This window comes from Pseudomonas silesiensis, assembly GCF_001661075.1.
GTDB lineage: Bacteria > Pseudomonadota > Gammaproteobacteria > Pseudomonadales > Pseudomonadaceae > Aquipseudomonas > Aquipseudomonas silesiensis.
The window spans coordinates 3,772,507-3,790,466 of the sequence record NZ_CP014870.1; the positions used below are offsets into that span (position 1 = coordinate 3,772,507).

At 58.6% G+C, this 17,960-nt stretch carries 16 protein-coding genes and 2 pseudogenes; 13 read left to right on the forward strand and 5 right to left on the reverse strand.

Annotated features, from left to right (window positions below; translation table 11 throughout):
- Positions 1-158: 158 nt before the first annotated feature.
- Together PMA3_RS16720 and PMA3_RS16725 are read left to right on the forward strand one after the other, a co-directional pair.
- Positions 159-383 (forward strand): annotated as a pseudogene (locus PMA3_RS16720) (alcohol dehydrogenase catalytic domain-containing protein); the annotation flags it as partial.
- A gap of 1 nt (position 384) precedes the next feature.
- Positions 385-684: pseudogene (locus tag PMA3_RS16725) on the forward strand (LysR substrate-binding domain-containing protein); the annotation flags it as partial.
- A 48-nt stretch (positions 685-732) separates the two neighbouring features.
- Here PMA3_RS16725 and PMA3_RS16730 read toward each other — a convergent pair.
- On the reverse strand, positions 733-1,833 hold the full coding sequence (locus tag PMA3_RS16730; protein ID WP_064678213.1) for a polyamine ABC transporter substrate-binding protein: 1,101 nt from the start codon (positions 1,831-1,833) through the stop codon (positions 733-735).
- 414 nt (positions 1,834-2,247) lie between these two features.
- Here PMA3_RS16730 and PMA3_RS16735 point away from each other — a divergent pair, with 414 nt between their 5' ends.
- The 7 genes from PMA3_RS16735 (at position 2,248) to PMA3_RS16765 (ending at position 11,642) form a co-directional block, all read left to right on the forward strand.
- A complete protein-coding gene (locus PMA3_RS16735; RefSeq protein WP_064678214.1) occupies positions 2,248-3,624 on the forward strand; it encodes a pyridoxal-phosphate dependent enzyme in 1,377 nt (458 codons plus the stop codon).
- Positions 3,621-4,799, forward strand: coding sequence for a cystathionine gamma-synthase (locus PMA3_RS16740; RefSeq protein WP_064678215.1), 1,179 nt, complete (start codon positions 3,621-3,623; stop codon positions 4,797-4,799). Before PMA3_RS16735 ends, PMA3_RS16740 begins: the two co-directional genes overlap by 4 nt.
- Before the next feature lie 179 nt (positions 4,800-4,978).
- Positions 4,979-5,980 (forward strand): TerC family protein, encoded by a 1,002-nt coding sequence (locus PMA3_RS16745; protein WP_064680725.1) that lies wholly within the window; start codon positions 4,979-4,981, stop codon positions 5,978-5,980.
- 253 nt (positions 5,981-6,233) lie between these two features.
- The gene (locus PMA3_RS16750; protein WP_064678216.1) at positions 6,234-7,532 is read left to right on the forward strand and encodes a sialidase family protein; all 1,299 of its coding nucleotides are present in this window, start codon (positions 6,234-6,236) and stop codon (positions 7,530-7,532) included.
- Positions 7,529-8,128 (forward strand): hypothetical protein, encoded by a 600-nt coding sequence (locus tag PMA3_RS16755; protein WP_064678217.1) that lies wholly within the window; start codon positions 7,529-7,531, stop codon positions 8,126-8,128. The genes PMA3_RS16750 and PMA3_RS16755 overlap by 4 nt, the downstream gene beginning before the upstream one ends.
- A gap of 48 nt (positions 8,129-8,176) precedes the next feature.
- Positions 8,177-10,213: an LTA synthase family protein gene (locus tag PMA3_RS16760; protein ID WP_064678218.1), complete on the forward strand. Its 2,037-nt coding sequence runs from the start codon at positions 8,177-8,179 to the stop codon at positions 10,211-10,213.
- A gap of 157 nt (positions 10,214-10,370) precedes the next feature.
- The gene (locus PMA3_RS16765; RefSeq protein ID WP_064678219.1) at positions 10,371-11,642 is read left to right on the forward strand and encodes an epoxide hydrolase family protein; all 1,272 of its coding nucleotides are present in this window, start codon (positions 10,371-10,373) and stop codon (positions 11,640-11,642) included.
- A gap of 38 nt (positions 11,643-11,680) precedes the next feature.
- On the opposite strand, the gene PMA3_RS16770 is transcribed toward PMA3_RS16765, so the two are convergent.
- The 3 genes from PMA3_RS16770 to PMA3_RS16780 form a co-directional block, all read right to left on the reverse strand.
- A complete protein-coding gene (locus tag PMA3_RS16770; protein ID WP_064678220.1) occupies positions 11,681-11,884 on the reverse strand; it encodes a hypothetical protein in 204 nt (67 codons plus the stop codon).
- A gap of 65 nt (positions 11,885-11,949) precedes the next feature.
- Complete coding sequence (locus PMA3_RS16775; RefSeq protein ID WP_064678221.1) at positions 11,950-12,153, reverse strand: hypothetical protein; 204 nt, start codon at positions 12,151-12,153, stop codon at positions 11,950-11,952.
- Between the two features lie 137 nt (positions 12,154-12,290).
- Positions 12,291-13,337 (reverse strand): NAD(P)H-dependent flavin oxidoreductase, encoded by a 1,047-nt coding sequence (locus PMA3_RS16780; RefSeq protein WP_064678222.1) that lies wholly within the window; start codon positions 13,335-13,337, stop codon positions 12,291-12,293.
- Positions 13,338-14,054: 717 nt separating this feature from the next.
- Between PMA3_RS16780 and PMA3_RS16785 the strand changes: the two genes are divergently transcribed.
- Genes PMA3_RS16785 through PMA3_RS16800 form a run of 4 tightly spaced genes read left to right on the forward strand, consistent with a single transcriptional unit; the run spans position 14,055 to position 17,048 of the window.
- Positions 14,055-15,077 (forward strand): alcohol dehydrogenase catalytic domain-containing protein, encoded by a 1,023-nt coding sequence (locus PMA3_RS16785; RefSeq protein WP_064678223.1) that lies wholly within the window; start codon positions 14,055-14,057, stop codon positions 15,075-15,077.
- Positions 15,078-15,112: 35 nt separating this feature from the next.
- Positions 15,113-15,787 carry a dihydrofolate reductase family protein gene (locus tag PMA3_RS16790; RefSeq protein ID WP_064678224.1) on the forward strand — a complete coding sequence of 225 codons (675 nt, stop codon included), beginning with the start codon at positions 15,113-15,115 and terminating at the stop codon, positions 15,785-15,787.
- The gene (locus tag PMA3_RS16795) at positions 15,787-16,449 is read left to right on the forward strand and encodes an HAD family hydrolase (protein ID WP_064678225.1); all 663 of its coding nucleotides are present in this window, start codon (positions 15,787-15,789) and stop codon (positions 16,447-16,449) included. Before PMA3_RS16790 ends, PMA3_RS16795 begins: the two co-directional genes overlap by 1 nt.
- Positions 16,446-17,048, forward strand: a complete 603-nt coding sequence (locus PMA3_RS16800) for a DUF1349 domain-containing protein (RefSeq protein ID WP_064678226.1) — start codon at positions 16,446-16,448, stop codon at positions 17,046-17,048. The genes PMA3_RS16795 and PMA3_RS16800 overlap by 4 nt, the downstream gene beginning before the upstream one ends.
- 145 nt (positions 17,049-17,193) lie before the next feature.
- Here PMA3_RS16800 and PMA3_RS16805 read toward each other — a convergent pair whose 3' ends face one another.
- Entirely contained in the window at positions 17,194-17,892 is a 699-nt protein-coding gene (locus tag PMA3_RS16805) for an MOSC domain-containing protein (RefSeq protein ID WP_064678227.1), read from the reverse strand.
- Positions 17,893-17,960 lie beyond the last annotated feature (68 nt).

Genomic DNA, 17,960 nt, shown 5'->3' on the forward strand with positions numbered 1-17,960 from the left:
TCACGATCGCCTTCGCCGGCAAGCCTGGCTCCTACGGGTCCGGTTTAGCGCTGACGATTGCTGCATCGGGTGCAATTATGAACTGCAATTGCTCCGACTACTGCTCCACGGCCGTACAACCCACACTTCTGACACACCCAATGTGTACGGAGTCGAAGATGGTAAGCACCGTTGTGATTCATGAAACAGGCGGCCCTGAGGTTTTGCGGTTTGAGCACTCCACGGCGCAAGCACCGGGCGTCGGCGAAGTCTGGCTGGAGCAAAAAGCGATCGGGCTCAATCCTTTGGACTTGAGCCAACGCAGCGGCGCTGTCCTTGTGCCCCTGCCCTGCGGACTTGGCCTTGAAGGCGCCGGACAGGTGACGGCGATCGGGCCGGGCGTGGGACCACCAATCGATCAAGGTACGCAGCACCATGGTCAGCAACGACAATGAGGCGCTGCTGTGCGCTGCGCGCATGGGGCTGGGCATTCTTGCCGTCGGTGAATGGCTGATGACCCGAGACCTCGCTGGCGGTCAACTGCTCAAAGTGCTGCCCGACTGGCAGCTGGATGCCGATGCCGGCGTTTATCTGGTGCGTGCGTCAGCCCGCTACAACACGGCGGCGATGACGGCGTTCAAGCAGTGGATAGAGGCACGGTTTGCCCGTGGCGCGCCATGGCAGTTGCCCAAAACGGGTGAGTGACCTGTGGCGAGGGCGCTTGCTCCCTCGCCACAGGAGTCAGGGTGGCGTTTAATTGCCGGACTTGATACTGGTCCAGACCCGGGTCCGAACCCGCTCAAGCTTCTGCGGCAACGGTTGCACCACGTATAGCGTTTTCAACGCCTCACTCGTCGGCGTCAAGTTCGGGTTGCCGGTGATCTCCTTGTTGATCAGCGCAATCGAGTCCTTGTTGGCATTGGGATACCCGAGGAAGTCACTGATCGGGGCGATGACTTTGGGGTCGAGCAAGGTGTTGAGGAACTCGTGGGCCTCGTCGACGTTCTTCGCGCTCTTGGGAATGGCAAAGGTGTCAAACCAGATCGGCGCGCCTTCCTTCGGCAGGCGCCAGTCGACGACCACGCCGTTGCCGGCCTCTTTGGCGCGATTGCCGAACTGGTAGAAGCTGCCGGAGTAGCCGATGGCGACGCAAATATCGCCATTGGCGATGTCGGTCATGTACTTGGCCGAGTTGAAGTAGGTGACGTAGGGACGAATCTTCAGCATCAGCGCCTTGGCTTTTTCATAATCGTCCGGGTTCTGACTGTTGGGGTCGAGCCCCAGGTAATGCAGGGCCAGCGGCAGGATTTCCGAAGGCGAGTCGAGCATCGCCACGCCACAGGCCTTGAGCTTCTCCATGTTCTCGGGCTTGAACACCAGGTCCCAGCTGTCCACCGGTGCGTTCTCACCCAGTGCGGCCTTGACCTTGTCCGGATTGAAGCCGATCAGCACGGTGCCGTACATGTAGGGCACGCCGTATTGATTGCCGGGGTCGTTCTTGTCCAGCAGCTTGAGCAGTGCCGGGTCCTGGTGCTGCCAGTTCGGCAGTTTCGACTTGTCGAGTTTCTGGAAAACGCCGGCCTTGATCTGGGTTTCGATGAACTGGTTCGACGGCACCACCAGGTCGTATCCCGAGTTGCCGGTCAGCAGCTTGGCTTCCAGGGACTCGTTGGTGTCGAAGGTGTCCCAGGTGACTTTGATGCCGGTGTTCTGGGCGAAGTCCTTGGGCACCGAGGGCAGGATGTAGTCCGCCCAGTTGTACACCCTCAGTTCGCGCTGTTCGGCCTGTGCTGCGCCGGCCAGCAGCGTCAGCCCGCAAACAGTGACGCCCAGCATGCGTTTCATCGTGTCCATGGATTTTCCCCAAGTGTGGCGTTAGCTCGATGGTTTTTATGTTCTGTACACGGCAGCGGCCTGCAAAATTTGAAGGAGCAAGAAGAGTATGGTTGTGGTTTCGCTGGCGCGTGTGAATCGGCGCTCGGCCCTGATTCTTGCCGACCGTCTGGGCGGATCACAGTGCGGAGTTGGCCAAAAGGGGATCGCAATGGCCAATATCTGTGTCCGGAGAGAGACGCCGGCACCTTCGTTCGCCGGCTAACGGCAGGAACCGCGATTTCGGAACCGACGCTAACAAATGGCCGTGCGCGGTTGCGAGCGGGGCAATCCCGGCCTATGTTCCAAACGACGCATTTGCCTGCGACCGGCGCGCGAGAACTCGCCGCGGGTTGCTGTCCCATCCAGTGCAGATTTTTGCAGCGAGGTGACAACATGCCGAACGACTCCCGCCCCGCCGTGCTCGAACTGATTGGCAATACGCCGCTGGTGCGTATCAGCCGCTTCGATACCGGCCCGTGCACCCTCTTCCTCAAACTTGAATCGCAAAACCCCGGCGGCTCGATCAAGGACCGCATCGGCCTGGCGATGATCGACGCCGCCGAGCGCGATGGCCGCCTGCGACCGGGCGGCACCATAGTCGAGGCCACAGCCGGCAACACCGGCCTGGGTCTGGCCCTGGTCGGCCGCGCCAAGGGCTACCGGGTGGTGCTGGTGGTGCCGGACAAGATGTCCACCGAGAAGGTCCTGCACCTCAAGGCCATGGGGGCCGAGGTGCACATCACCCGCTCCGACGTGGGCAAGGGCCATCCCGAGTACTACCAGGATGTGGCGGCGAAACTGGCGCGTGAAATTCCCGACGCCTTCTTCGCCGATCAGTTCAACAACCCGGCCAACCCCCTGGCCCATGAGTGCAGCACCGCTCCGGAGATCTGGGCGCAGACTCAACATGATGTGGACGCCATCGTGGTCGGCGTCGGGTCGGCCGGCACCCTGACCGGGCTGACCCGCTTTTTCAGCCGGGTGCAGCCGGACCTGGTCATGGTGCTCGCCGACCCGGTGGGTTCGGTGATGGCCGAGTACAGCCGCAGCGGCACCCTAGTCACGCCCGGCTCCTGGGCCGTGGAAGGCATTGGCGAGGACTTCATTCCGTCGATTGCCGATCTGTCGAGCGTGCGCCACGCCTATTCGATCAGCGATGAAGAAAGCTTCGACCATGCCCGTCAACTGCTGCGCGCCGAAGGCATCCTCGGTGGCTCTTCGACCGGCACCCTGCTGGCCGCGGCACTGCGTTACTGCCGCGAGCAAACCGAGCCGAAACGGGTCGTCAGTTTCGTCTGCGACACCGGCACCCGTTACTTGTCGAAGGTCTACAACGACCAGTGGATGAACGATCAGGGGTTGCTGAAGTACAAGCACTATGACGATCTGCGCGACCTGATCGCCCGGCGCTTCGAGGATGGCCGGGTGATCAGCGTCGGCCCGGACGACACCCTGCTTACCGCGTTCCAGCGCATGCGCCTGGCGGATGTGTCGCAACTGCCGGTGCTGGTGGACGGCCAGCGGCTGGTCGGGGTGATCGACGAGTCCGATATTCTGCTGGGCATGCAGGAGGATCCCTCGCACTTTCGCATGAGCGTGGCCAGCGCGATGACGGACAAGCTGCAAACCCTGCCGCCTGGCGCCAGCCTGGCTGAACTGCAGGCAGAGCTCGACCGCGGGTTGGTGGCGATCATCGCCGATGCGTCGGGCTTCCACGGCCTGATTACCCGAGTCGACCTGCTCAACCACTTACGGAGAGCCCTGACATGAGTCAACACGATGAAAACGCAGCCTCCCGCGCCTTCGCTACCCGCGTGATCCACGCCGGCCAAGTGCCGGACCCCACCACCGGGGCGCTGATGCCACCGATCTACGCCAACTCCACCTACTTGCAACAGAGCCCCGGCGTGCACAAGGGTTTCGACTACGGGCGCTCGCACAACCCGACGCGCTTTGCCCTGGAGCGTTGCGTCGCGGATCTCGAAGGCGGTACCCAGGCCTTTGCCTTCGCCTCCGGGCTGGCGACGATTTCCACAGTGCTGGAACTGCTCGACACCGGTGCGCACATCGTCTCCGGCAACGATCTGTACGGCGGGACTTTCCGTCTGTTCGACAAGGTGCGTCGGCGCAGCGCCGGGCTTCGCTTCAGCTTCGTCGACCTTTCGGACCTGACGGCCTTCGAAGCCGCGCTGCAGGATGACACGCGCATGGTCATGGTCGAGACCCCGAGCAATCCTCTGCTGAGCCTCACTGACCTGGCGGCCATCGCGCGCATCTGCCGTGACCGGGACATCATTTGTGTCGCCGACAATACCTTCGCCAGCCCGTGGATACAGCGCCCGCTGGAACTGGGCTTCGACATCGTGCTGCATTCGACGACCAAGTACCTGAACGGCCACTCCGACGTGATCGGCGGCATCGCCGTGGTCGGCCAAAATGCCGAACTGGCCGAGCGCCTGGGTTTCCTGCAGAACGCGGTGGGCGCTATCGCCGGGCCGTTCGACGCCTTTCTGACCCTGCGCGGGGTGAAAACCCTGGCACTGCGCATGGAGCGCCACTGCAGCAACGCGCTGGAGCTGGCGCAATGGCTGGAGCGTCAGCCGCAAGTGGCACACGTCTATTATCCGGGGCTGCCCTCGCACCCGCAGCACGAACTGGCGCGGCAGCAGATGCGCGGTTTCGGCGGGATGATTTCCCTCGACCTCAACAGCGACCTGGCCGGTGCCAGACGCTTCCTCGAAAGTGTGCAGATCTTTGCCCTGGCTGAAAGCCTGGGCGGCGTGGAAAGCCTGATCGAGCACCCGGCGATCATGACCCACGCGACCATTCCTGCCGAGACCCGTGCGCAGCTGGGCATCGGCGATGCGCTGGTGCGGTTGTCGGTGGGGGTGGAGGATGTGGAGGACCTGCGGGCGGACTTGAGCCAGGCGCTGGCGCGGATTTAAGGGCATAGCCCTGCTCGGCCATGGACTATATAGGACATCCGTGCCGCGATGAACCAACCTGTGGAGGCAACGACACTTCGTAAAAAACGAAGAATCAATAAAAAATAAACGATTTTTCCTGATACATCCTGATCGATAGCATGACCTGCACCTGCCTCGATCAGTTCGGGAAGAATCCCATGTTCCCCATGACCATCGGCGAACCCTGGATGTGGGCCAGCTTCATCGCCTTCATCGTCTGCATGCTGGCGCTGGACCTTTTCGTGTTCGGCGGACGCAAGGCCCACCGCGTATCCCCCCGGGAAGCGCTGTCCTGGGTCATCGCCTGGAGCGGCCTGGCGCTGGCTTTCGCCGCCCTGCTCTGGTGGTACCTGAACGACACCTTCGGCGCGCAGGTCGCCCAGCGCAAAACCCTTGAATTCCTCACGGGCTACCTGATCGAGCAGTCCCTGTCGATCGACAACATGTTCGTCTTCGTCATGATCTTCGGCTACTTCGCCGTGCCGCCGGAGTTGCAGCGCCGGGTTCTGCTATATGGCGTGCTGGGCGCCATCGTGATGCGCACCCTGATGATTTTTGCCGGGGTCTGGCTGGTGTCGCAATTCGCCTGGCTGCTCTATGTCTTCGGCGCGTTCCTGATGATCACCGGGATCAAGATGCTGATCTTCGCCGACCAGCAGCCCGATCTCGCCAAAAATCCCATATTGCGCTGGCTGCGAAGTCATTTGCGCGTGACCGACGGTTTTCACGGCGAGCGGTTCTTCGTGGTGCTGAACGGCGTGCGCTGGGCGACGCCGATGTTTCTGGTAATGGTCCTGATCGAGGCCAGCGACCTGGTATTCGCGGTCGACAGCATCCCGGCGATCTTCGCCGTCACCACCGACCCCTTCATCGTGTTCACTTCCAACATCTTTGCGATCATGGGCTTGCGCGCCCTGTACTTCCTGCTCGCGGACATGGCCGAGCGGTTCCATCTGCTCAAATACGGGCTGGCGATCGTGCTGGTATTCATCGGCGGCAAGATGTTGGTCATGCCGTGGTTTCATGTGCCGATCCAATGGTCGCTGGCACTGGTCGCCGGCATCATCCTGGCCTCGGTGCTGTTGAGCCTGTTCCTGGGCAGGGAAAAACGCCAAGGGCTGGCGAAGGACAAACAACGGGACCCGGGAGCGGCTAAATGATGCGGCAGCGACAAGAAACAGGCGAACCTCAAGGATGTTTGCCTGTGCCAAGCATGTTTCAGACCGACGGTAACAAACCGGTTAAACGCCGCAAACACTAGTGCTAGAGGGCGCAACTTGTGGCGTTTTTGGACGAGAAAGACCATGAAAATATTTGCTTACAATTTAGTAGCTCGTTAAACATAGAGCTGTCGGCTACTAGTGGTAGGTTACGGCGCTTGCCCGGGCCACGAGATGCTCTTCTGCCTTAATTATGCGCATCAAACTTCCCAGTCTTCCCGCCGTCGGTGCCTACCTTGCCCTTACCTGCCTGTTTGCGGGCGCATGGTTCAGCCACCCCGCCCCTGTGCATTCTTCCTTTGCCCTGATGAAACCGGTCATGGCGGTGGCCGATCAAGTGGCCAAGCCCATCTATACCAGCCGGTTCGCCTCCTCCGGGCTGGTGGACTTCGTGCATTCCTCGGCGGTCACCGCCTTGCCTGATGGCAGCCTGATGGCGGTCTGGTTCGCCGGCACACGCGAAGGCGCCGCCGACGTGCAGGTACGCTCTGCCCGCTTCGACGAGAAATCCGGCGAGTGGGGTGCGGAGCAGGTACTGGCGACGCGGGATTCGACGCAACAAGGCACCCGCAAATACATTCGCAAGCTGGGCAACCCGGTGGTCGCACTCGCGCCGGACAATCGCCTCTGGCTGTTCTACGTCTCCGTGTCGATGGGCGGCTGGGCCGGCAGTGCGGTCAATGTGATGGTTTCGGACGACTATGGTCGCCAATGGTCGGAGCCGCGCCAATTGATCACCTCTCCCTTCCTGAACATCAGCACCCTGGTCCGCTCGGCGCCGGTGTTTCATGCCGATGGCTCGATCGGCCTGCCGGTCTACCACGAGTTTCTAGGCAAGTTCGCCGAGTACCTGTACCTGAGCGCGGACGGCAATGTGATCGATAAATACCGTATCAGCCACGGCAATAACTCCCTGCAACCCACGGTCGTTCCGCTGGATGGGCAGCGCGGTGTGGCTTTGCTGCGCTACGCCGGCAACACCCACCACCGGGTGCTGGCGTCCCGCACTGAAGATGCCGGGCAAACCTGGAGTGAACCCTACCCGCTGGACCCATCGAACCCGAACTCCTCGCTGGCGGCGGTCGCGACACCCGAACACGGGTTGCTGGTAGCGCTTAATGACCTGCAGGAGGGGCGCTTCAAACTGAGCCTCTACGGCACCGACGCAGAGATGGACGATTGGCGTTCGCTACGGGACCTGGACAAATCGCCCGATCCCTTGGGCGCGCCGTTTTCACCCGAGGCGTACAAGGAAATCATCGGCCAGGAATTTCGCGGTTCCAGTGGCGCTCTTCGCCAACCGCTGGAAGCACAGTTCCTGAGCAACCTCGATACCCGCGTGTGTAAAAACCAGGGTTGCGAATTCGAGTATGAATACCCCTACTTCATTCGCAGTCCCGACGGTATGTATCACCTGGTGTATTCCTGGAACAACACCTTCATCAAGCATGTGACCTTCAACGATGCCTGGCTGGCGGAGCGCATTCATTGATCAACCTCTGGCAAGCCCATATCAGCTTCGCAATGATCCTCTTCCTGCTGCTGCCGTCTTTTGGCTTGAGCAAGGCCTGGCGTGTCGCGCTGCTGCTCGCCCTGTTGGCCGTCAGCTTCATTCCGCTGGACGGATTGACCCTGGCCGCGTACTTGCGCAGCCACATCGACGACCTTGCCGTCACGACCCTGGTGTTCATGGCCTGGGGTTGCTTGCGTCGGATGGACGTCCTGCCGCCTGCGCAGCAGGGTCAAAAAACCAGCGTACTGATCCTCTTTGCCGTGATGGCCCTGGCGCTGTATCCGGCCACTCTGGGCTTGAGCGACCTGGACCCCTATCGGTTCGGCTTCAGCCCGCGCCCGATGCTGGTGTTCGTCGCACTGCTGACACTCGGCCTTTTTCACCTGCGCAACTACCTGGCTGTGGTGATGCTGGCCGGCGCGACCCTGGCGTTCGTCGTCGGCATCAAGCCATCGCACAATTATTGGGATTACCTGGTTGATCCGCTGCTGGGCCTGTATTGCTGCCTGGCACTGCTGGTGTTGGCCATTGGCTGGATCTTCGGCCGACTCGGCACCTTGCGCCGTTCGGCGTGACCAGGCTCCATTCGAGATTCAACGACATTTTTTAACAGGGGAACATGGATGGGCTGGCTGCAATCGAGACGTTTACATTACTGGCTGGGCGCAACAGCGATTGCATTCGTGCTGTTTGCACTGCTGCGGGTGGTGTTCTTCTTCGGCTTTTCCGGCTTTGACGTCAACGCGTTGAGCGCTGAACCGGCCGTGCCGGAAACCCTGGGCATCGGCTTTCGTTTCGACCTGCGCCTGGCCATCCTGGTGATGTTGCCGATGGCGTTGCTGGCCTGGATCCCGCGCTGGAACCTCACGACCAGCCGCCTGTTGCGGCGGATCGCACGGGTGTACCTGGCCGCGATCCTCAGCGTCATGCTGCTGATCTACATCATCGATTTCGGCCATTATGCGTACCTGGGCGTGCGAATCAACGCCACCGTGCTGCGCTTTATCGAAGATGCGCAGATCTCCCGGGACATGGTCTGGCAGACCTACCCGGTCATCTGGATTTCGCTGGGTTGGCTGGCGACGGTCGCCCTGGTGACCCTGGTCCTGGTGCGCCTGGAACGCGTGACCCTGGACCGCCCGCGCAAAGTCATCCACCCGCTCGCCGTCACCTGGGGCAGCGCGTTGATGGTGGTGCTGGTGTTGCTGGGTATCCTGGGCCGGGTCGAGAACATGAACCTGGAAAACCCGGTCCCGCTGCGCTGGAGCGATGCGTTCTTCTCGGGTAACAACCAGGTCGCCGCACTGGGCCTGAATCCGGTGATCTTCCTGTACGACACGGTCAAGGTCGGCCAGTCGCGCTACGACGAAGCGCAGGTGCGTGAACACTATCCCGTCATGGCCAAGTACCTGGGGGTCGCGCAACCTGACCCGCAACGCCTCGATTTCGTCCGTCACCAGGGGCCGCAACCTTACAAAGTACCGGGTAACCGGCCGCCGAACGTGATGTTCGTCATGCTCGAATCCCTGGGCACCAGCGCCGTCGGCGCCTATGGCAACCCGCTCAATCCGACCCCGAACATCGATCGCCTGGCCACGCAGAGCTGGTTCTTCGAACACTTCTATGTGCCGGTGACCGGGACCGCGAAAACCGTCTGGGCCAGCATCAGCGGGGTGCCTGACGTCACTCGCCAGGAAACCGCGACCCGTAATCCGCTGATCACCAAACAGCACACCCTGATCAACGCGTTCACCGGCTACGAGAAGCTCTACACCATTGGCGGCAACTCCGGCTGGGCCAATATGAATGCCTTGATCCGGCAGAGCATCGAGGGCGTTCGCCTGTTCGAAGAGCGTGACTGGAAGTCGCCGGTGGTGGACGTGTGGGGCATTTCCGACCTGGACCTGTTCAAGGAAACCGACCAGATCCTGCAGGCACTGCCCAAGGACAAACCGTTCTTCGCCTACGTGCAGACCGCCGGCAACCATCGCCCCTTCACGATTCCGAAGACCAACGACGGATTCGAGGTCAAGCACCCTACCCTGGAGGAAGTCCAGGCCGCCGGATCGCGCAGCGTCGAACAGTACAACGCCGTGCGCCTGCTGGACTTCAACATCGGTCGCCTGATGGAAATCGCCAAGGCCGGCGGCTGGTACGACAACACCATTTTCGTGCTGTTCGGCGACCACAACACCCGCATCGCCCAGATCCCGTTCCTGGCCCCGGCCTATGAGCAACTGGGCCTGGAAAGCAACGCAGTGCCGATGATCATCCACGCCCCGGGCCTGCTCGGAACGCGTACCGTCAAGGAAGCCGTGGGCCTGGTGGACTTGCTGCCGACAGTGGCAGGCATGGCCGGCCTCGAATTCCGCAACAGCGGCATGGGCCGTGACATCCAGCAACCCGCACCCGAAGGCGAACGTGTCGTGCCGCTGGTATTGCGCGAAGGCACCTTCCCGCTGATTGCCGGCGTCACCCAGCACTATATGGTGCAGATGGAACACGACGGCAGTTCGCCGACGCTTCATGACCTGGCGTCGAAGACGCCGCTGGACAACGTGGCTGAGAAAAACCCGGAGGAGTTCAAGCGTCTGGTGGAGTTGACTCGGGGGATGCATGAGACTTCGCGGTTGATGCTGTATCAGAATGTGCGTGAGTGAGTGAGGCTGCCGGCAGAACCCTGATTTGCGGTTCTGCCCATCCCCTCCTCAAGCTGGGAAACGATGCGCATGTGCACGGGCTGAATGGCCCGTTCTTCGCCTGATGCTATGCTGATCACGAGCGAACTCATCCTGCCCCTCAACCGAGGAAGTGAAGATGAAGCACCTTTTCGCGGTCGTCCTGGCGGCCCTTTCGCTTTTCATTTCGCCCCTCGCCAGCACAGCACCCACCGCCGACGCCGACGCGATCCGCCCCTTCCGGGTCGCCGTTTCGGATAAAGACCTCACCGACCTGCGCACCCGCCTCCTGGCGACCCGCTGGCCAGACAAGGAAACGGTTACCGATCGCTCCCAGGGCGCGCAGCTGGCGCAGTTGCAGGAGTTGGTTCGCTACTGGAGCACGGACTACGACTGGCGCAAGGCCGAGGCGCAGCTCAATAAGTTGCCGCAGTACATGACCACCATCGACGGGGTCGACATTCACTTCCTCTGGGTGCGCTCCCCCAGCCCGAACGCATTGCCCATGATCATGACCCACGGTTGGCCGGGCTCGGTGTTCGAGTTCATCGAGGTGATCGACCCACTCGCCGACCCGGCCGCGCATGGGGGCAACGCCGCCGATGCTTTTGATCTGGTGGTACCGTCCATTCCGGGCTACGGCTTCTCCGGCAAGCCGGGTGCCCCCGGCTGGGACCCGGACCGGATCGCGCGGGTCTGGGCGCAGTTGATGGAGCGCCTGGGATACACCCACTACGTGGCCCAGGGTGGCGACTGGGGTGGTCCCATCACCAGCGCGATGGCAAGGCAAGCACCGGCCGGCTTACGCGGCATTCACCTCAATCTGCCGGCGACGATTCCGCCGGAGGCCGGCGCGGCACTCGCTGCCGGTGGGCCGGCGCCGGCGGGGTTCTCCGAGGAGGAGCGTGCGACTTTCGACGCCGTCGCCACCCTGATCAAACAGGGCAACCTGGCCTACAGCACGATGATGGCGGCGCGGCCGCAGATGATCGGCTATGGCGCGACGGACTCGCCGGTCTTCCTCGCGGCGCTCATGCTGGTGCATCCAGGTTTCGCCAAATGGACATACGGCGCCGACCCTCGGCAGTCGCCGACCAGGGATCAGGTGCTGGATGACATTACGTTGTACTGGCTGACCAACAGCGGCGCTTCGGCAGCACGGCTCTACTGGGAGAACATGGGCCGCAGCCCGCTTTCTTCGGCCGCGCAGAAAACCACCGAGATCAAGTTGCCGGTGGCCGTCACGGTGTTTCCGGATGATGTCTACTACCCGCCGGAAAGCTGGGCAAGGCGCGCCTATGGCAACCTGATCTACTTCAACCAGGCGAAACAGGGTGGCCACTTCGCGGCCTGGGAACAGCCGCAGTTGTTTATCGAGGAACTGCGCACAGCGTTCCGATCGTTGCGCTGAACGCGAAAATCCTTCGGTGCCGTGAACGTAGGGACGCCTCAGGCAGACAGATGAAAGTCCGCGTATTGGCGTGGTAGCGCCGACCACAGGGTCAACGCATCCCGCTGACGCACGACCGCTGCATCCCAGGCCGGCCCCAGTGCGATGCTCATGCTGATCATGTAGCCAATGACCTTGGAGGCCTGTTCATATTCATGAAGGGTATCGAACGCCTTCTCCAGAAACTCGGCTCGTCGGTGCATAGCGCTCCCCATTACTGGCGTGGCGTGTCGCCTCAAATTCGTCCTTATTCAGAGGGAGATGAGTTTCAGTGAGTCGCCGGGCCGGAATCGGGCACATTGAGAAAGGCATTCCAGATCTCATAGGCATCGTGATGTCTTTTCGTCGCATCGTCCCACGCCGGCCCTGAAACGCATCTGGATGAAACCAGCACCATCATGCCCATCGTGGCGGCATCCAGTTCGATCAGTAGTGCGTGGGATTGGGTCCTGAAGTCTTCGACCGATATCATTGCGTGTGCCCCGGGCGGAAATCACCGCCATTGAAAAGCAACGTGCTGATCGAACGGTCGAGTGCGGGTGTCAGGGAAAATTCATACCACCTGACCGCCGGTACCTTCTGACAGAACGAGGAGGCTCTTGTATCGAGTCAGAATGTCATCTCCGCCGCCAGCAACTTGACCAGCGCCGCGGCCGGCATTTCACGGGCCAGGGGAGCGCCCTGCCCGGTCCACTGCACGGCAAAATCGGTGTTGGCGTGGGCACTGGCCGCCGCGTTGAGTGCCTTGTTGGCGTCATAGGTCAGCGGATAATCCGGCAGCCTGCCAGTCGCCTCAAGACAGGTGAAGTTGCGATTGACCATGCCTCGGGCGGGACGGCCCGAAATGACACTGGTGACCCGGGTCTGGTGTGCCCGCGGACCTTTGAGTGCCTCTCGGTAAGCGCCATTGGCGGCAGATTCCGGGCAGAGGATAAACGCCGTTCCCAACTGTGCGGCACTGGCCCCCAGTTGCATCACCGCCTTGATCCCTGCGCCGTCCATGATGCCGCCTGCCGCAATCACCGGCAGGCGGCACTCGGCGTTCAACACTCGCACCAGCGCGAAGGTGCCCATTTCAGTGTCCTGCTGTGGCTCGAACACCCCGCGATGTCCACCGGCTTCGTAACCTTGAGCCACCAAGGCATGCACGCCGGCGCTTTCCGCCAACCGCGCTTCGGCCAGGCTGGTCACCGAACACAACAACATGATGCCAGCAGCCTTGAGCGCGTCGATCGCCGGTAGCGGAGGCAAGCCAAAATGGAAGCTGGCCACCGCCGGTTTTTCCTGCAGCAGCATCTGCAGCATGTCCGGGTCTTCGACGAATGAGGTATAGATTTCACGCAGCGAGGCAGGCGGCTGCGCTCCGAACTCGGCAAAGAACGGAGTCAGGTCATTCAGCCATTGCGAGGCCCGGGCAGGGTCACGCTCCGCAGGCTGGTGGCAAAACAGATTGACGTTGAACGGCTTGTCCGTCAGCGCCGCCGTCTCTCGCAACATGGCCCGCGCCTGTTCGACGTTGCTCGCACCGATGCCGATGGAACCCAGCCCACCGGCATTGGACACCGCCGCCGCAAGTCTTGGGGTGGATACGCCGACCATGGGCGATTGGATGATCGGAATGTCGATGTTCAACAGGGACAGCAGAGGATTGGACATGGCATCACCTGTAAGAGTTGTATGAGGATGAGTGGACTCGGACGGCCAGAATCCAGAGCTCCCCGGTCAGGAATCTCGCCTTGCCACGGCCGAAGGACCAGTCCGTATCGGTGTTCTCCACCAGTGAAACGATCGGCTCGTCGGGCGACAGATCACCGTCGGCTTGCAGCCCTGTGTCGCTAGCCTGCCTGGGCCAAAGTAGGTCAGTTGGTGGATCAAGTAAAATGATGATTAATGATCGCAAGGATCACAATTGATGAAGACTGGTTACCCAGTTCCCTCTTCGAACGGCCCAAAGAAGGTTCATTCTTCGCGCGAAAAAAATACGGATTCAAAAGGTCTCCAACAGGACGATATTAATTTACCGATTCTGCGATCAGGCTTTGGGCGGTGACTCACAATGACTTGATATTTAAACCCGCTTGAACTCTTAATTGATGATCAAGCAGAAGCATATAATATGTCGAGCTGGCCTGTTAGGCACATTAGCGCAGATCTATCATTTCCGGATTTGTCGACACAAAGCGTATCAGGATTAATCGGGCTCACTATGTTTTTCAGCTGAAATTGGCGCAACGGTAATTGTACTATGGTCATCATCGGCCTTGCGCAGTGATGGGCTGATCAGCCTGCCGCTGGTCACTGCAAATGCAGCAAAAGAGGACGGTCCGTACAGATAATGTCGTACTGAAAACAAAATGGAGCTATTGATATCATATGAATGCGATCAGCTTAATTGATAAACAGAAACTGGAACTCATAGACTACAACTGCCTTGATATATTTCCTGCTGATGGTGTTGAAATCGACGTTGTATTATCAGGCATTTGTGGAACCGACCTGGCCGTGCTGGCAGGACGGGAAGAGGGACAAACAGGTATTATTCGTGGTCACGAAGCAGTCGGCGTGATTGTCAACGTGGGGAAGGATGTCACACACCTGCGAGCAGGAATGCGGGTGGTGGTGGATCCCAACGAATATTGCGGATCTTGTGAGCCCTGCCGCTCAGCTAAAACGCATCTCTGTAAGGGTGGCGCAAATTCTGGCCTCGATATCGCCGGCATCAACAAGCACGGCGCTTTTGCTAAACGTTTTATTACTCGCGAACGTTTTGTTTACTGCTTGCCAGACGATATGAACTGGGAAACGGGCGTACTGATTGAACCGGTTGCCTGCATCCTGAACAATATTGACCAAGCGTCCATTCAGGCAGGAGAGCGGGTATTGCTTCTAGGTTCAGGCCCAATGAGCCTGGTCGCACAGTTAGTCCTGCGCGCAATGGGAGTGACTACACTTGCCACGGATCTGAACACCTACCGTATCGAATTCGGTCGCTCACTGGATTTGGATGTCATTCATCCCGACGAGCTTGAATTACGGATGCATCATCAAAACAACGTAGATGCCGCAATAGACACCGTTGGTAATCAGATGGGCACTGCCATTCAATTTGTCCGCCGAGGCGGTAGAATCCTCCTCTTCGGATTTGATGGGAACTACCATTACCCGCTACCTGTAAAACATTTTCTCGTCAATGCCATCAGCATCATTGCTGCAGGGGAATACAATCAGCACTTTCCTCGCGCGCTACGCATGGCAGGCATGCTCCCTGAGCTTGGAAAACTGGTGACGCAGCGTTACGAATTAGAAGACTATTCGGCGGCATTCGACAGCCTGCTGAATGATCCGTCCGTCGCCACCATCAAAAGTGTTTTCACGCCAAACCCGAAGTACATATAAACCCTAATCACCTATAGACAATGAATGGACTCATTATGAAAGTTACTGTATTCAGCCAGATTTCGATTGATGGAAAATTAACACTGGGCAATGGAGCCTCCAGCAAACCTCTATTTCAGCGTTTCAACGATGAAGATATGCGCTTCATCCATAAATTTCGCGGTGAGGTAGATGCCATCATGGTCGGCCGCAACACGATTGTCACCGATGACCCACAATTGACGAATCGTTATGAGACCGGGCGCAATCCTGTACGCATCATTCCTACAACATCGCTGGACTTCCCCGTCTCTGCCAAAATCTTGAGTTCTCCAGGGGAAACCATTATCGCGACCACAGAACAGGCTCGTGATCACCAAATGGTGGAACTGATCCGCTCGCAGGGGAAGGAAGTGCTTTTTGCCGGCGCAACGCACGTTGACTTCAACATGCTTTTTCCACTACTGGAAGCGCGCGGAATAAAACACATAATGGTAGAAGGCGGCGGCCAGTTAAACTGGCAGGTATTCAATCTCGATCTGGTTGATGAAATTATCCTCATGCAATTGCCCATCATCATTGGCGGCTCAGAGACGACCACGCTCATTGATGGAGAGGGATATCGAGATATTTCAATGACCAAATCATTCAAGCTACATGCCTTTGAGGCACGCACCAATTACAATTTATTGCACTTCAAGCGCGAACATGACCGTCAGAGCACGTATTAATGCTAGCAATTAAAGCAGTCATCTTCGATATGGATGGAGTTCTGATTGACAGTGAACCTCTCTATATGGAGCAGGAAAGGCATTCTTGCGCACGTCACGGCGTACTGCTTGACAAGACAAAACTGTCACGTTTTGTGGGAACCACGCAACGTTATATGTGGAGCGCCATTAAAAATGAATATGGACTCACCGAGCCCCTGAATTGTCTTATGGCACAGCATCAACGGCAGGTGATTCATGCGATGTCTTCCGAATCACTTTCACCTATGCCTGGCACACAAACACTCATCACCACATTAAAACAGGCCGGAATATCCTGTGCAGTCGCATCGTCGTCGCCCAGCGAGCTCGTTGAGGTGATTTTGCATGGAACGAAGCTGCGTCGATTTTTTAATGACGTCATCTGTGGTGATGATGTTACACAGAGCAAGCCTGACCCTGAAATTTTTCTCTTGGCAGCTAAGCGACTAGGTATCGCTCCCGGCTCGTGTCTGGTGATTGAGGATTCAACACATGGTATTTCCGCTGCAAAGGCGGCCAATATGTTTTGTATCGGTCTGCTTAACCCCAACTCAGGACAGCAGGATCTGAGCGCGGCGGATCTTTGCGTTCACAATCATGATGAAATCAGGCAGTGGCTAATGAAAAATAAACAACTATGAAAAAATTCGACACATCGGAATTAATCTGGATTAATCCCCCTGAACACTCATCCATTACCGATCAAGAAATCGTGATTAATACCTCGCCGGATACTGACTTCTGGCGAGGAACCTATTATGGCCTTGAGTACGACAATGCGCCCGGCATTGTTCTTGCCAGCGACGAACGATTCTGGACGATCAAAGCCAAGGTAGCTTTTAATTCAAAGGTTCACTTTGATCAGTGCGGCCTGTTTATTTATCAGGATGAAAACCATTGGATGAAAAGCGGCATTGAATATCAGAGCAATTGCTATCAGCAGCTTTTTTCTGTTGTGACAAATAACGGTTTTTCTGATTGGTCCATGACAAATCTTGATCGGGTGACACAAACAATGTATTACCGATTGAGCCGTAGGGGCAGCGACTTTTTGCTTGAGAATTCCGCTGATGGATTACATTTTAGCATGATGCGTATGTTCCATATGTTTCATGCACAAGACTGTGTTCGGTTCGGATTCTTCGCCAGCAGCCCAGGCGACTCCTCGTTTGCCGCGCGCTTTTCGGAGATTGAATGGACGGAATGCCTCTGGAAAGAGCACGGCGCATCTCGTTTCTGAGAGTCTCATGAATAACGATGATTTCGCTCAATCGGAAACGCCACGAGCGTTGTGCTCGATATGCCGCCTGGGTGTGCCTGGTCATAGTAAAATCAAGCTGATGCCGCCGGGATCTCAGGCAATCAACAGGTAAAAAGGCCCGTGTTTATCTCGCTTGGGGCTGAGCAGTATTCTCAGTCCTGAGCGCTTTTCGCAGCCACTTTGCCCGTTCCGACAGCCGCCGCTGCCAGTCGTCAGCCAAGCCATGAGTCGCCGCCAGCGCCAGCAGATCATCGATTATCGGCCGATGCGACAACTGCACCTTCCAGAACTCGTCGATGGAAAAGCGCTCGGAGTGCCGATCCAGCAGCTCAATCCTGTCCCCCGCTTCAATGAATCCCGGCTGGATGACCCGATAATACCAACCGGTGATCCGCTCTTTGGCGACGTACATCGACATCCGCTCGGCATCAAAGCGGTGATTGATTTTCCAGCACGGACTGCGCGGCTGAGAGACCTGTAACACCGCACTGCCCATCTGGAACACATCGCCGATATGCACGTTGTGTTCAGAGAGCAGGCGTGCTGACACATTCTCCCCCAGACTGCCGGGAATCAGCTCCGGGGCACTGTGCGCGAACACTTGCGCCAATTGTTCATAGTGCTGCGCCGCATACTGATGCACCGCCTTTTCCGGCCCACCATGCACCCGGGTATCGCCGTGTTGGTCACCGACAATCCCGTTCAGCTCCACGCGAGCCGGGCCTGAAACTCTCCGTTTGAAAATGCCCGTGCATTGCCCCTCGGGTTTCAACACCCCAAGGCCGCCAGCAAAGACATGGTCAATGTTTGAAGTCAGTGTCATCGTTCACAACCGCGCTTTCAGTCCTGTTTTGTTCACTTTACTAATCGCCGACAAAGCCAGTAAAATGA

Excerpts from the sequence above, each read along its gene's own strand:
- PMA3_RS16790 (WP_064678224.1), top strand. The coding sequence starts at position 15,113 with ATGAAAGTTACTGTATTCAGCCAGATTTCGATTGATGGAAAATTAACA.
- PMA3_RS16735 (WP_064678214.1), top strand. The coding sequence starts at position 2,248 with ATGCCGAACGACTCCCGCCCCGCCGTGCTCGAACTGATTGGCAATACG.
- PMA3_RS16800 (WP_064678226.1), top strand. The coding sequence starts at position 16,446 with ATGAAAAAATTCGACACATCGGAATTAATCTGGATTAATCCCCCTGAA.
- PMA3_RS16750 (WP_064678216.1), top strand. The coding sequence starts at position 6,234 with ATGCGCATCAAACTTCCCAGTCTTCCCGCCGTCGGTGCCTACCTTGCC.
- PMA3_RS16795 (WP_064678225.1), top strand. The coding sequence starts at position 15,787 with ATGCTAGCAATTAAAGCAGTCATCTTCGATATGGATGGAGTTCTGATT.
- PMA3_RS16740 (WP_064678215.1), top strand. The coding sequence starts at position 3,621 with ATGAGTCAACACGATGAAAACGCAGCCTCCCGCGCCTTCGCTACCCGC.
- PMA3_RS16775 (WP_064678221.1), bottom strand. The coding sequence starts at position 12,153 with ATGATATCGGTCGAAGACTTCAGGACCCAATCCCACGCACTACTGATC.
- PMA3_RS16780 (WP_064678222.1), bottom strand. The coding sequence starts at position 13,337 with ATGTCCAATCCTCTGCTGTCCCTGTTGAACATCGACATTCCGATCATC.
- PMA3_RS16745 (WP_064680725.1), top strand. The coding sequence starts at position 4,979 with ATGTTCCCCATGACCATCGGCGAACCCTGGATGTGGGCCAGCTTCATC.
- PMA3_RS16760 (WP_064678218.1), top strand. The coding sequence starts at position 8,177 with ATGGGCTGGCTGCAATCGAGACGTTTACATTACTGGCTGGGCGCAACA.
- PMA3_RS16785 (WP_064678223.1), top strand. The coding sequence starts at position 14,055 with ATGAATGCGATCAGCTTAATTGATAAACAGAAACTGGAACTCATAGAC.
- PMA3_RS16770 (WP_064678220.1), bottom strand. The coding sequence starts at position 11,884 with ATGCACCGACGAGCCGAGTTTCTGGAGAAGGCGTTCGATACCCTTCAT.
- PMA3_RS16805 (WP_064678227.1), bottom strand. The coding sequence starts at position 17,892 with ATGACACTGACTTCAAACATTGACCATGTCTTTGCTGGCGGCCTTGGG.
- PMA3_RS16730 (WP_064678213.1), bottom strand. The coding sequence starts at position 1,833 with ATGGACACGATGAAACGCATGCTGGGCGTCACTGTTTGCGGGCTGACG.
- PMA3_RS16765 (WP_064678219.1), top strand. The coding sequence starts at position 10,371 with ATGAAGCACCTTTTCGCGGTCGTCCTGGCGGCCCTTTCGCTTTTCATT.